Genomic DNA, 14,485 nt, shown 5'->3' with positions numbered 1-14,485 from the left:
GAGGGTTGGGTTCCACCGCTTTTAGTTTCCGGTGTCTGATAGCATATAATTTCGTTGCCAAATCCGAATTAAAGGTGAAGTATGTCTCGTCGTGGTGTTATTCAAAGGCGCCCAGTTCCGTCTGACTCAGTATATAACAGTCGCCTTGTGAGCATGATTATCAGGCGGATCATGCGTCATGGCAAGAAATCGCTTGCCGCCAGAATTGTTTATGATGCATTAAAAACCATTGAAGAACGCACTGGCAATAATGCTTTAGAAACTTTTGAAAGAGCGGTGCGGAATGCTACGCCTCTAGTAGAAGTAAAGGCTCGGCGCGTCGGCGGAGCAACCTACCAAGTACCAATGGAAGTGCGTTCGGAACGGGGTACTACCCTAGCACTGCGTTGGCTGGTGCAATTTTCTCGCTCTCGACCAGGACGCACAATGGCAAGCAAACTGGCAAATGAATTAATGGATGCTGCTAACGAAACTGGAAATGCAATTCGCAAGCGTGAAGAAACGCACAGGATGGCGGAAGCTAACAAAGCATTTGCACATTATCGTTACTAAGTAGAAAAGCGATATATCGTATTCCTCAAGCGGTATATCGTGAGATTTACAAAAAAGACGGTTTTCCGTAAAAGTATAGAATCTTAACAAAGAGTAATATACAAGATATCATGAGGCCAAAAATATAGGAGGTAATTGTGGCACGCACGATCCCGCTAGAGAAAGTACGCAACATCGGTATTGCGGCGCATATAGATGCGGGCAAAACAACAACAACAGAGAGAATATTGTTTTACTCTGGGATAATTCATAAAATTGGCGAAGTTCATGAAGGAACTGCCGTCACAGACTGGATGGAGCAGGAGCGGGAGCGGGGAATTACCATCACTGCTGCTGCTATTAGTACCAGTTGGAAAGATCATCAAATTAACATTATCGATACTCCAGGTCACGTAGACTTCACAATTGAAGTTGAGCGTTCCATGCGCGTGTTGGATGGTGTAATCGCGGTATTTTGTTCCGTCGGTGGCGTACAACCACAGTCAGAAACAGTTTGGCGACAAGCAGACCGCTACAAAGTGCCTCGGATCGCCTTTATCAACAAGATGGATCGCACGGGAGCGAACTTTTATAAAGTTCACGAGCAAATGCGCGATCGCTTGCGGGCAAATGCGATCGCTATTCAATTACCAATTGGTAGCGAAAACGACTTGAAGGGTATTATTGACCTGGTACGGTTGCGTGCCTACATCTATAACAATGACCAAGGAACTGATATCCAAGAAACGGATATCCCCGCCGACTTGCAAAAGCAGGTAGAAGAATACCGTACCAAGCTGATCGAAGCGGTAGCAGAAACCAATGACGATCTGATGACTAAGTACTTCGAGGGCGAAGAACTTACAGAAGAAGAAATTCGTAATGCTCTACGTACTGGTACAATTGCGGGTACGATTGTGCCTGTACTTTGTGGCTCGGCATTTAAAAATAAAGGCGTACAGTTAATGCTTGATGCAGTTGTAGATTACCTACCTGCACCAAGTGAAGTTCCACCAATTCAAGGCATACTGCCAAATGGTGACGCTGTTGAGCGCAGAGCTGATGACAATGAGCCTCTATCTGCTCTGGCATTCAAGATTATGGCTGACCCTTACGGTCGCCTCACCTTTGTTCGTGTTTATTCTGGTGTGCTGAAAAAAGGTAGCTACGTTCTCAACGCTACTAAGAATAAAAAAGAACGGATTTCCCGCTTAGTTCTGATGAAGGCAGACGAACGGCAAGATGTCGAGGAATTGCGTGCGGGCGATCTCGGAGCAGCCTTGGGATTAAAAGACACCTTGACAGGTGACACGCTCTGTGATGATAGTTCGCCAGTAATTCTGGAATCTCTATTCATTCCTGAGCCTGTAATCTCGGTAGCGGTTGAACCCAAAACCAAAAACGATATGGACAAACTGTCCAAGGCTCTGCAATCTCTCTCAGAAGAAGACCCAACCTTCCGCGTCAGCGTCGATCCAGAAACCAACCAAACCGTAATTGCCGGGATGGGAGAACTACACCTAGAAATTCTGGTAGACCGGATGTTACGCGAATTCAAAGTGGAAGCGAATGTTGGTGCGCCACAAGTAGCTTACCGCGAAACAATTCGTAAGCATGTAACCAGAGTCGAAGGTAAATTCATCCGCCAAAGCGGTGGTAAAGGTCAATACGGTCACGTTGTGATCGATTTAGAACCAGGAGAACCAGGCACAGGCTTTGAATTCGTCTCCAAAATTGTTGGTGGTGTCGTACCTAAAGAGTACATTGGCCCCGCAGAACAAGGAATGAAAGAAAGCTGCGAATCAGGTGTTCTGGCTGGATATCCGTTGATTGATGTCAAAGCGACGCTAATTGATGGGTCATATCACGATGTAGACTCTTCAGAAATGGCTTTCAAAATCGCTGGCTCAATGGCAATGAAAGAAGCTGTGCTTAAAGCTTCACCAGTACTATTAGAGCCTATGATGAAAGTTGAAGTGGAAGTTCCTGAAGACTTTATGGGGAACGTCATTGGCGACCTCATCTCCCGCCGCGGGCAGATTGAAAGCCAAAGCATTGAACAGGGACTCGCTAAGGTGGCATCCAAAGTTCCACTAGCGACCATGTTCGGTTACGCTACCGATATCCGGTCTAAGACCCAAGGTCGCGGTATCTTCACGATGGAATTCAGCCACTACGAAGAAGTGCCCAAGAGCGTAGCTGAAACTATCATCGCAAAAAGCAAAGGGAACGCTTAATTAAAAAAGGAAACGAGGATTCATGGCACGCGCAAAGTTTGAAAGGACTAAACCCCACATTAATATCGGTACAGTTGGCCACGTTGACCACGGTAAAACTACCTTGACAGCAGCCATCACAATGACCTTGGCAGCTCTCGGCCAAGCTGTAGCTAAGGGCTACGACCAAATTGATAACGCGCCAGAAGAAAAAGCACGCGGTATTACTATCAATACCGCTCACGTAGAGTATGAAACCGAAAAGCGGCACTATGCTCACGTAGACTGTCCCGGACACGCTGATTATGTGAAAAACATGATCACTGGCGCAGCACAAATGGATGGTGGCATCCTTGTGGTTGCTGCTACCGATGGCCCTATGCCCCAAACCCGCGAACACATCCTGCTGGCAAAACAGGTAGGCGTTCCTAGTCTGGTTGTCTTCTTGAACAAAGAAGACTTAATGGATGACGAAGAACTTTTGGAACTAGTAGAACTAGAACTGCGGGAATTGCTTTCTAGCTACGATTTCCCAGGCGATGATATCCCCATCATCAAAGGCTCTGGTCTGCAAGCTTTAGAAGCAATGACCAAGAATCCCAAGACCCAACGGGGAGAAAATAAGTGGGTAGACAAAATCTACGAATTGATGGATGCTGTAGATTCTTACATTCCCACTCCCGAACGGGATGTTGACAAGCCCTTCCTAATGGCTGTAGAAGACGTGTTCTCCATCACCGGTCGTGGTACTGTTGCCACCGGTCGGATTGAGCGGGGTGTAGTTAAAGTCGGCGATAACGTTGAATTAGTGGGTATCAGAGATACTCGCGCTACCACCGTAACTGGTATTGAGATGTTCAAGAAGAGTCTCGACCAAGGTATGGCTGGGGATAACGCTGGCGTACTACTCAGAGGTATCCAAAAAGCTGATATTGAACGGGGTATGGTAATTGCTAAACCCGGTTCGATTACACCTCACACTCAATTTGAAGGTGAAGTATACGTTTTAACAGAAAAAGAAGGTGGTCGCAAGACTCCATTCTTCGCTGGTTACCGTCCTCAATTCTACGTGCGGACAACTGATGTAACAGGGACAATCAAAACTTTTACCTCAGATGATGGTAGCGATGCAGAAATGGTAATGCCAGGCGATCGCATCAAAATGACAGTTGAATTGATCAACCCGATCGCTATCGAACAAGGAATGCGCTTCGCTATTCGCGAAGGCGGTCGCACCATCGGTGCTGGTGTCGTTTCCAAAATTCTGAAATAGCACCTTTTTGCTCATAACAAAGGAGCAGAGATGGTATGATTCCACTCTGCTCCTTTCTCTTCCCTGAATTCAAAAGAGTAGGGAATAGAAAAAAGATACTCCTTACTCACCACTCCCCATTTACTACTCCCCCTATTACGCAGAACCTGGACAATTAAAGATGGCAACTCTACAGCAGCAGAAAATTAGAATTCGCTTACAAGCTTTTGACCGACGCTTATTAGATACATCTTGCGAGAAGATTGTAGACACCGCGAACCGCACCAATGCTACAGCGATCGGCCCCATTCCTTTACCAACAAAACGCCGAATCTACTGTGTGCTGCGATCGCCTCACGTAGATAAAGATTCGCGGGAACACTTTGAAACCCGTACTCATCGCCGGATTATTGACATCTACCAACCATCTTCTAAAACTATTGATGCCCTAATGAAATTGGATTTGCCATCCGGTGTAGATATCGAAGTCAAACTTTAATTAGTCATTAGTCATTAGTCATTAATCGATAGACAAAAGACGACTAACAAAGCGCAAAGTCTGGCAGGAGGTTTCCTTTGCTTAGACTTTGTAAGACACGAATAATGATATCAGTATGAATATTTACCTTGCCCTGAAGAAATATATCTCAGGGCTTTTTATTTAGCTGCAAAACAAATGGTAGAATGTAGACAAAGTACGGGAAAAGCAGAGAAAAATAAATTTTAAAGATTAAGTTTATACCAAGGTAACAATGACATCATCTTCTAAAATTGCAGTCCGCGAACTACCTCTGTTCCCGTTACCCGAAGTAGTTCTGTTTCCTACCAGACCATTGCCCCTGCACATCTTTGAATTTCGCTACCGAATCATGATGAACACGATTTTGGAGAGCGATCGCAGGTTCGGTGTTTTAATGTTCGATCCAGTTAAAGGCACAATTGCAAACACTGGCTGCTGTGCTGAAATCGTTCACCATCAGCGGTTGCCAGACGATCGCATGAAAATGTTGACTTTAGGGCAACAAAGATTTCGCGTCTTAGAATACGTTCGTGAAAAGCCATATCGTGTTGGCTTAGTAGAGTGGATTGAAGACCACCCACCAACAAAAGATTTGCGCCCTTTGGCTTCAGAAGTAGAACAACTACTGCGGGATGTTGTACGTCTATCAGCTAAACTAACCGAACAAAATATTGAGTTGCCAGAAGACTTACCCGACCTCCCAATAGAGCTATCTTATTGGGTAGCTAGCAACCTCTATGGTGTCGCCGCAGAACAACAGTTATTGCTAGAAATGCAAGATACTGCAACTCGTCTAGAGCGGGAAGCAGAAATTTTAATTTCTACTCGTAATCACTTGGCAGCTAGGGCTGTCCTGAAAGACACATTTAATGAGAAATCATAAGAGCTAATTTGTCAACTCAAGTAAAGTACTTGTCTAGTAAGGGTTTCAGTAATTTAAGTCAATACAGCGTTTATTCGCTGAAACTCAGACCTAGTAATCAGTTGAGTACCCTTAAAATTTTCTTTACGAATCAGCTCTAAGTAGTTATTAGTCATTAATCACTACTCATTGGTTATTTCTTAATAAACAAAGAACAAATTACTACTGAGGAATGACTAAACAGCGCTTACTGGTAAAACACTGTAAGTGCCTAAAATTCTTAGAATCTCTGTGTGGCTACTTAATTCTGCTAAAGCAGATTTCATTTGTGTTTCGCTGGCGTCTGCTTCTACATCAATAAAAAACAAATATTCGCCTAGCGATCGCTTTGTGGGACGAGATTCAATCCGGCTGAGGTTGATTCCCAACTGAGCAAAGATTTGCAAAGGTTTCAATAATGCTCCTGGGACGTTGGCAGGTACGCTAAAAGCTAGAGAAGTGTGGCTAGCAACTGATTGCGACTTTTCAAACCCAGCGTTTGCTTCATTGTGACTTACTACCCAAAAACGAGTACAGTTTCCGGGATAGTCATTAATCGCGCTGGCAAGTATGGGCAGATTGTAGAGTTGTGCTGCTCTACTAGAGGCGATAGTTGCTGTTGTCGGCTCTTGCTCTAATCGCTCTAGTGCTTCGGTTGTAGAATTATTGGCAATAATTTGTACTTGTGGAAGGAATCGTTCTAACCATCCCTGACATTGAGCCAAAGCTTGGGGATGAGAGTAGACAGTTTGAATGTTTTCTAAGCCAATAGCACAAGAAATTAAATTATGCACAATGGGTAATACCAAGGCCAACTGAATTTGCAAGGCATCCAACTGCCATACTGTATCTAGCGTCATAGTCACACTCCCTTCAATAGAGTTTTCCACTGGCACAACAGCCAGCTGGGTTTGACCTTTAGCAACAGCGTGCAGCGATTGGGAGATACTGGGATAAGGGCATAACATAGCTTCAACTCCCACACTTTTGCCCAGCCAGTTGGCATAAAAAACAGCTGCTTGTTCTGAGTAAGTACCGGGAGGCCCTAAATGTGCGATCGATATAGTCATGCCTTTAACCTTGAGTTGAGACTTTTACTAAAATTGGGAATTGAGAAGGATTGTAGAAAAGAATTGTATCCTAAATATTTTTCTCCAAATACAATAAAATTGATCTATTAATTTAAGTAAAGAAATTATCCATAGCAGCCTCAACCAATCAGATTTCTAGGCAGCTTGTTAGTCTAATTTTCTGTAAAGATTAAAGATAAATTTTATTAGCTTACGCAATTTTTTGATGCATATTTGTAATTATTTGTCAACGTTTAATTTTTAATCCTGGGTTTCTTTAAGAGAAGATAGTAATGAGGATACCAACTTTTTATTGTTTGTATATAGCTCATCAACAAGTATAATTTTGATGGTCAATAAAGTTTTTACTTTTCTGTAATCAGATCTAATTTGTTAAAAAATATTAAGATTAAGAAACATATACTTTTATTCGCTCATGGCTACCCGATTTACAGCCTCCCAATCGGTTGAAATAGCCGTTCCAGAGGAGCCTATTCCGATTCAGTACTATTTGCGTCAGCCTCAACGTCTGGTTAAGGCATTGGTTGACAATAGCCGCATTCAGCAACTTTCTGAAGAGATATTTCGCTTGAAAATGCGTCCGCTGACTTTTATGTCGCTAAGTATTCAACCGACTGTAGACATGAGAGTTTGGGTAGAATCAAATGACATAATTTATTTGCGATCGCTAGGCTGTGAAATTCTAGGTTTCGAGTATATTAATCAGCGTTTTGCTCTCAATTTAAAAGGGTATTTATCTCCCAAACAGGTAAGCACAGGTACTCGCTTGCAAGGAAGAGCTGATTTAGAAGTACAGATAGATTTGCCACCACCATTTTCCCTGACTCCCAAGCCAATTTTAGAGGCTACTGGCAATGGTTTGCTCAAAAGCGTGCTGTTAACGGTCAAGCAAAGGCTATTACATCAACTTTTGGCAGATTATCGCCAGTGGGTGATATTACAAACGAAAAATCAAGGAATTGGCGGCGACACTGGTAAACTGCCCATGTTGAATCCTGAGTAATTATTGCATCACTCCCCATCAAGCACTTTGATTTGGCAAGGACGAAAAGACTTGCGATGTAGTGGCGATGGGCCGTATTGTTGCAAAGCCAGCAGATGCAGCTGGCTACCGTAACCCTTGTTACGCTCCAAGTTATACATTGGGTATTTTGATGCTAGACGCATTATCAACTCGTCACGCCAAACCTTGGCAACAATACTGGCAGAGGCAATAGCAAGCGATCGCTCGTCTCCTTTGACTATTGTTTGTTGCGGCACTAGCAAGTCTTTAATTGACTGATTGCCATCAACTAGGCAAAGTGCTGGCTGTATTTTTAACTTTAGTACAGCCCGCTTCATTGCTAACAGCGTCGCTTGCAAAATATTTATCTTGTCAATTTCGGCAGTGGAAGCAAACCCAATTTTGCAATCTACAGCTAGTCCACAAATTTGTTGTGCTAGCTGAGTTCTTCTTTGACTAGACAATTTTTTACTGTCTTTAATTTTAGCTGCCATTAGTTTTGGCAAAGCATAATCTGGCAGGATAACGGCCGCAGCCACCACAGGGCCAAATAAAGCGCCTCGGCCTACTTCATCTACACCTGCAACTAGCCCCGAAATCTCTGACAGGGTAGAAAACTCCAGCCAACTGGATTCTTCCAGAAGTGCTGGCGAACAATCAGCAGCAGTTTGCTGTGTTTCTACCATAAGGCAAATTAGTTGTCGTCGATGGCTGAGGAACGACGGCGGCGGCGACGGTTGGCTGTGGTGGTGCTACTTACATCACTTTCATCTGCGTTCGCCAGGGGTGTTGAAGGGCTGTCAGTAAACCCTGATGGTTCATTTGTCTCTTGGATTTCTTGGATTGTTTCTGGGATTGAGGATTTTTGTTCTGGCTCAATAACTTTTGGTATCGGCACTCTGCTTGGAGTCAGTTCAGATGTTGCTCTTTGAACAGTAATTGGTTCTGGAATTGATTCAGTTGGTGTCATTGGCAGTTGTCCGGGCTGAATCACGTTAATAATCACAGACTTGGGATTTTTAACTTCTTGCTCCAGTTTGACCAAGGGAGAGATTCCCATTAAGGCAAACATATCCTGTTCTTGGAGTGTCATTTCTACAGTCCTAATTTCCGGTGGTTCTACCACTGGTTTGACTGGCTCTGCTTTGGTAATTTTAGTGCGCTCTATTCTTTCGCTCCAACCTGGCTTACCAAGGGTGGGTGAAGGAATTTCTGGTGTGACTCCTAGTTCTGGTTCACCATCAAGGTCTAAGTCTGGCTCGTTGACAAAAGCCAGTGGATTAGTGCTAGTCCTGGCTTCATCTTTCCCATTTAATCCGTTAATACCACCAATACGACTGCGACGAGTCCGGGTACGACGCTTATTATCGTTAAGTTCTTGATAACTTGGATGATTGATCAGATTGAGATTACTCAATTCCGAGTCGCCATCGAATGGTTCCCCAAATCCATCATAGGTTTCTCGTGGTTCTGGGATGCGGGCAGATGGCTGACGCGGTTCTCTGTGAGGCAGAGGAGAAACAAAACGCTCGCGTTCTGGCATTTCTGCTGGTGTGGGGAATCGGTTTTCGATTTCTCCCGGCAGACGCACAGTATGTCCTAAACCGCCACAGGTGGGGCAAGTTTCACCAAACAATTCGTAAATATTTTGACCTTGACGCTTGCGAGTCAGTTCTACTAAACCTAGTTCAGTTAGTTGAGCAATCTGGGGACGAGCTTTGTCTGCTTTGAGTGCTTTATTAAAGTGTTCCAGAACTTGCAGTTGGTCGCGTCGCGATTCCATATCAATAAAATCAACGACAATCACCCCGGCAATATTTCGCAGACGCAACTGCCGAGCAATTTCTGTTGCAGCTTCGCAGTTTGTCCACAAAACTGTTTCTCTGGCTGTTGCCGATCGCGTAAAGGAACCGGAGTTAACGTCAATTACTGTTAATGCCTCAGTCGGCTGAATGATGATGTAACCCCCAGAAGGCAGATCTACCCTTGGTTTCAGGGCTTCTCGAATGGCGGCGTTAATCCGGAAATACTCTAAAATTGGCGAGCGATCGCGATGATGATCGATTAGCAGCCCTTGAGGTGTTTGCCCTCCACTCCAGTTCTGTAAATACTGCTTAACTCGCTTCAAACCAGTGCTAGAATCCACAACGATCCGATTCACATCTGCGCCGTACATATCTCGCAATACGCGCTGAATGAAATCATCGTCCCGGTTGAGCAGTGCTGGGGCGCGGGTAGAATGGGCTTCCTGTTGGATCGCCTCCCATTGCTTTTGCAGCACCTCTAAATCTTCCATAATCGCTTCTTCTGGTTTGCCTTCTGCTTCTGTACGCACCAGCAAACCCATTCCCGCCGGTTTAATCAAAATCGCTAACGCCCGCAAGCGGTTGCGCTCGCTTTCACTTTTAATCCGTCGGGATAAATTTACGCCTCTGCCATAGGGCATCAGTACCACATAACGTCCGGGTAAGGTGATATTACCCGTAAGCCTCGGCCCTTTTGTTCCCGTTGGCTCTTTCATCACTTGAACCAACACCTTCTGTTGTGGTGCTAATAGTTCTGTGATTGCTGCTGCAGTACGCTTTAGCTTTAATGGCCCCAAGTCCGTAACGTGAATAAAGCCGTTGCGCTCTGGGTCACCAATATTAACGAAAGCTGCATCTATTCCAGGTAATACGTTTTCTACTACTCCTAAGTAGATATCACCTATTTGATGATGACCGGTAGCAACAACCAGTTCCTGTATCTGATCTTCAGAAAAAACCGCAGCAATTTGGTGCTGCTCGGCGATAATAATTTGTTTTGGCATTCAATTTCCTCAAAAATTGGCAGCACTAACAGGTCTAGAGGTTTGTTGGATCGAGTCCGGTTAATTACTTGTAAATGAAAAGTCCTTGCATCCCCGTGTCTTTTGAGACAATGTTACAGTTATCACTAGTACTCCCAAGAAGAACTCTTTAGCCTTAGCTCAAACTTCTTTTGACACGGCAGTTGCTACCCTACCCTGCTGGGAACGGAAACGCTAAAGGCAAACAATTCGGGTAACCCGTTGTTAGCACATGTCTCGTCTTTGCGTCAGTTTTCATTTTCTGTGTAATTCCAGTTCGATATTATACCTTTTATTCCTGTAAGCCTAAAAAGACGCTACTGGTAATAACAATCGTCAAGCAATTTTGGATTTTAGATTTAGGATTTTTGATTGAAACACACTACCAGGGCAAAAAGCTTAAGGATTTTAGATTGATGATTTAAGATTAGTTCGACCCACAAAGGTGGGGCATGAATGAAAAAAACAATCTAAAATCTGTCTTGAAAAGCTTTGGCCGGAGGTTTCCTCCGCTCAAATGCCAGTGTACAAATGCAAAAACTCACCCAAACGACTGACTCAACTTTTGTCTCCGACACGCTACGCGTAGCTTGCTTCGACCTAGGAGTACGCAAAATCTAAAATTGAAAATTGGAAGTCAACCTGAGCTTCTGAGTTAAATAGCTATTAATACTCTTAAGAGCTTTCACACGCTTGATTATTCCAGAACGGCTGCATATTCATATTGTTTAAGCAATTAAATCAACCGTCCGTGGTTGATTTTTGATGTAATACCCTCTTTGAAAGAGAGTTCTGAGTTGAAAGTACTAAATCCTGAGTCAACTTTGAATTCAGGATATTTGATTTGAGAGTAACCTACTGAAGTCGTTAACAAAAAAAAACTACTTCTATTTTCCATTCCCCAGATTTATCCTTAGGGTTATATTCAGCAACACCAGTTGCTACTCTACCTGAAGTTGCTCTAGCCTACGGGAAACTGCGTTTTGGCTTTGCGCGTCTGTGGGCTTCTAGAAGTCGGCATAACCAACGGCAGTTGCTTTCATCGCGAGTTCTCCAAAGGAATACAACTCTACAAGAGTAACGCACTGGCTCTTGGGCACTACTGTGGATTAGACATTCAGCAGTTGTTTAAAAAGCATGGAGTTAGAGAACCTAACCGAGCCTGCTGTTCGTTACTGATTCACAAGTTAGCTATAGAGAGAGTGTGTGTTCTTTAATCTGCCTCAGTTTGTCTGGGATAAAATCCTAGAAGTTGCACTCTAATATCTTTGCTTTCGCCCCCTGAATGCGAGGGTAGTGAACCAGCTAATTCAATGCAGCGCCAGAAAATTTCTCTTCATCTCATTCTAACGCAACCTTGCTAAAAATCAATTCCTATGATGTGCCATCTTATGACAACTACTAGCAAGTTGCCATAGAGGGATTATACCCCTAAAACTAGGCGATTGCGGTGGATGTGTAGGATTTGAAATTCTACATTAGCTACTGCCTCTAACATAAACACGATTTGTTCTGGACGCAAAAGCCAACCATCTTGGCGGTAGCTGCCTACATAACGAACAACAGATATGGATTCTGGCGTATTATTGTCGGTTTCTACCAATTCCAATTCAAACAAGCGATCGCGCAGATTTATTAACTGGCTTTTGCCTGACTTAGTTGTTTGCTCGTACCAGAGTTCGTCTTTGGCTTTAATGGTATCAATCCAATTTTGCCATTGTGCAGGTGTCACTTCATTTGATGCTGCTATAGTCATCAAATACTCTGCTGCCTCTAAAAGTTGGCTAGCGGCTTTCGCTTTTAAATCGATTTGCGCCACATTATATATAGGTATGTCTGTAGGCATTTCCCTAGCTAGCTGTGCTTTAAAAGTATCAATTGCTACGGGCATCCTTAGCTCAAAATCCGCGATTTCACCACTGCTGGTAGCTCCTAAAGCCAAAGCGGTGGCTAGCGAAATTCGCGGCATTGGGTGAAACCCACCAGTAAAGGCTATTGGCAAGCCTGCTCGCCGCACAACTCGGTCAAACAAACGGATTAAATCAAGATGGCTCACCAAAGCCATGTTACCTTCTTTACCAAACCAAACTCGTATTCTTTGTGTCCTAGTGGTGTTGGGAACAAATTCACCAGCAAATTTCGGCACAGCAGGTGATTCAATGACGACATTGTGGCCAAAATCAGTGCCACACACCCCACAGTGAGAACAACCTTCAAAGGAGCAATCAGGTACAATTGCTGCTGCTAGAGCGCGTTCCAAGTCTTCTTTGAGCCACTTTTTGTCAATGCCAGTATCAATATGATCCCAGGGTAGGGGAGCGTCAAGGGAGTGGGTACAGACGGGATTAATCGCGTCTGTACCGAGTGGGGAGTGCTCCTGTTTTTGAAATACATTCCATTCGCCGTTTTCGATTTGGCGGTATTTCCAATCTAGACCAGCTTGGGCGATCGCATCTTCCCAAGCAGTAAAAGCTTTATCTAAATTGTCATACCAGGAATCCATACCTGCACCCAATTCCCAGGCGCGACGCAGTACCTTGCCCAAAGTGCGATCGCCTCGCCCGATAAAATCTTCCATTGCCGAAATCCGGACATCGGTAAAATTTGCCTTTGCTCCCTTTATCCGGCGGAATTCTTGCCGCAGCAAGTTTTGTTTGCGCTTAAATTCACTGGTAGAAACTGAGTGCCACTGAAATGGCGTATGCGGCTTGGGGGTAAAGTTAGAAATTGTCAAATTAAAGTTTAGGGGTTTTCTGCCTTTACCCCGACACTCCCGCTGTAGCCAACTTACTGTTTCGACAATGCCCAAGACATCAGCATCTGTCTCACCTGGCAAGCCAATCATAAAATATAGCTTAATTTTATCCCAACCTTGCTCCCAAGCGGTTTTCACTCCGCGCAACAATTCTTCATTGGTCAAACCTTTATTCACGATGTCTCGCATCCGCTGAGTTCCAGCCTCTGGAGCAAAGGTCAGCCCACTTTGCCGCGTACCTCCAAGGATATTAGCAATATTTTCATCAAATCTGTCTACTCGTTGGCTGGGTAGAGTCAGAGAAATGTTTTCATTTCTTAAGCGATTTTTAATTTCCATCCCCACCGCTGGTAGGGATAAATAATCAGAACAACTCAAGGAAAGTAACGAGAACTCATTGTAACCGGTTGCCCGCATCCCTTGTTCAATTGCTTCTACCACTTTATCCGGTTCTACATCCCGTGCCGGTCGAGTCAGCATTCCTGGTTGACAAAAGCGACAGCCACGAGTGCAACCACGGCGAATTTCAATGGTCAAGCGGTCATGTACTGTTTCTACGTAGGGAACCAACCCAATGGAATATGCTGGGATAGGGGTTGCAACTCTTCGCAGAATTCGTTTGGGGACATCTGGACGCAGAGGATGAACTGAGCCATCGTCTGCCATCTCGTAAAACTGAGGGACGTATACGCCTGGGATCTGTGCCAAGTCTAGTAACAATTCTTCGCGACTCAAAAGAGCTTTTTTGCCTTCTTCTAAAACCAAACCAATTTCTGGTAGTAATTCTTCTCCGTCTCCAAGAGCGAAAAAATCGAAGAAGTCAGCGTAAGGCTCAGGATTTGATGTCGCTGTCTGTCCCCCAGCAAAAATCAACGGGTAAGAAGAGGACGCGGCGACGGGGGGATGGGGAGACGCGGCGATATTTTCTTGATTCTCCGTGTCTTCGCGTCCCCTTGTCTTTGCGTCTCTTCTCTCCCGCCACGTTAAAGGTATTCCGGCCAAATCCAACATTTCTAGGATATTGGTTGCACCCAGTTCGTAACTGAGGCTAAAGCCTAAAATGTCGAATTCTGTTAGCGATCGCTTTGACTCTACCGCAAATAAGGGTGTATTGGTTTCCCGTAGTTTGGCTGATAGATCTTGTCCTGGTAAGTAGGCCCTATCGCACAATTGGCTCTTTTGGGCATTCAAAATGTTATATAAAATGATGTGCCCTAAATTCGATGCACCGACTTCATAGACTTCTGGGTAGGTTAAGACCCAGCGTATTGTTGTCGTTTCCCAAGGTTTGTGTACTGCTAAGCGCTCGTTACCCAAGTAACGCCCTGGTTTTAAAATATCCGGTGTTATTAGCTTTTCAACTGCAACAGCCACTATGCTATCTTCGAG

General features: G+C 44.3%; 10 protein-coding genes. 6 read left to right on the top strand and 4 right to left on the bottom strand.

Annotated elements, in window-relative coordinates:
* Window positions 1-81: 81 nt before the first annotated feature.
* The 5 genes from rpsG (at window position 82) to NSTC745_RS02505 (ending at window position 5,402) form a co-directional block, all read left to right on the top strand.
* Complete coding sequence (rpsG, locus tag NSTC745_RS02525) at window positions 82-552, top strand: 30S ribosomal protein S7 (protein ID WP_073641192.1); 471 nt, start codon at window positions 82-84, stop codon at window positions 550-552.
* A gap of 137 nt (window positions 553-689) precedes the next feature.
* Window positions 690-2,768, top strand: a complete 2,079-nt coding sequence (fusA, locus tag NSTC745_RS02520) for an elongation factor G (protein WP_445635738.1) — start codon at window positions 690-692, stop codon at window positions 2,766-2,768.
* A 22-nt stretch (window positions 2,769-2,790) separates the two neighbouring features.
* The gene (tuf, locus tag NSTC745_RS02515) at window positions 2,791-4,020 is read left to right on the top strand and encodes an elongation factor Tu (protein WP_445635737.1); all 1,230 of its coding nucleotides are present in this window, start codon (window positions 2,791-2,793) and stop codon (window positions 4,018-4,020) included.
* Window positions 4,021-4,180: 160 nt separating this feature from the next.
* Window positions 4,181-4,498 (top strand): 30S ribosomal protein S10, encoded by a 318-nt coding sequence (gene rpsJ / locus NSTC745_RS02510; protein ID WP_008232935.1) that lies wholly within the window; start codon window positions 4,181-4,183, stop codon window positions 4,496-4,498.
* 253 nt (window positions 4,499-4,751) lie between these two features.
* Window positions 4,752-5,402 (top strand): LON peptidase substrate-binding domain-containing protein, encoded by a 651-nt coding sequence (locus NSTC745_RS02505; RefSeq protein ID WP_445635736.1) that lies wholly within the window; start codon window positions 4,752-4,754, stop codon window positions 5,400-5,402.
* A 215-nt stretch (window positions 5,403-5,617) separates the two neighbouring features.
* On the opposite strand, the gene pheA is transcribed toward NSTC745_RS02505, so the two are convergent.
* Window positions 5,618-6,490, bottom strand: coding sequence for a prephenate dehydratase (pheA, locus tag NSTC745_RS02500; protein WP_445635735.1), 873 nt, complete (start codon window positions 6,488-6,490; stop codon window positions 5,618-5,620).
* A gap of 436 nt (window positions 6,491-6,926) precedes the next feature.
* Here pheA and NSTC745_RS02495 point away from each other — a divergent pair, with 436 nt between their 5' ends.
* Window positions 6,927-7,514, top strand: a complete 588-nt coding sequence (locus tag NSTC745_RS02495; protein WP_445635734.1) for a DUF1997 domain-containing protein — start codon at window positions 6,927-6,929, stop codon at window positions 7,512-7,514.
* Between the two features lie 8 nt (window positions 7,515-7,522).
* Here NSTC745_RS02495 and NSTC745_RS02490 read toward each other — a convergent pair whose 3' ends face one another.
* The 3 genes from NSTC745_RS02490 to NSTC745_RS02480 all read right to left on the bottom strand — a co-directional run bounded on the left by NSTC745_RS02490 (window position 7,523) and on the right by NSTC745_RS02480 (window position 14,470).
* Window positions 7,523-8,200 carry a ribonuclease HII gene (locus NSTC745_RS02490; protein WP_445635733.1) on the bottom strand — a complete coding sequence of 226 codons (678 nt, stop codon included), beginning with the start codon at window positions 8,198-8,200 and terminating at the stop codon, window positions 7,523-7,525.
* A gap of 8 nt (window positions 8,201-8,208) precedes the next feature.
* On the bottom strand, window positions 8,209-10,323 hold the full coding sequence (locus NSTC745_RS02485) for an Rne/Rng family ribonuclease (protein WP_445635732.1): 2,115 nt from the start codon (window positions 10,321-10,323) through the stop codon (window positions 8,209-8,211).
* 1,441 nt (window positions 10,324-11,764) lie between these two features.
* The gene (locus tag NSTC745_RS02480; RefSeq protein WP_445635731.1) at window positions 11,765-14,470 is read right to left on the bottom strand and encodes a TIGR03936 family radical SAM-associated protein; all 2,706 of its coding nucleotides are present in this window, start codon (window positions 14,468-14,470) and stop codon (window positions 11,765-11,767) included.
* Window positions 14,471-14,485: the final 15 nt, after the last annotated feature.

The organism is Nostoc sp. DSM 114161, from assembly GCF_052692665.1.
The sequence above is the reverse complement of the archived record's forward strand: the minus strand, read 5'-3'. Positions and strand labels throughout refer to the sequence as shown.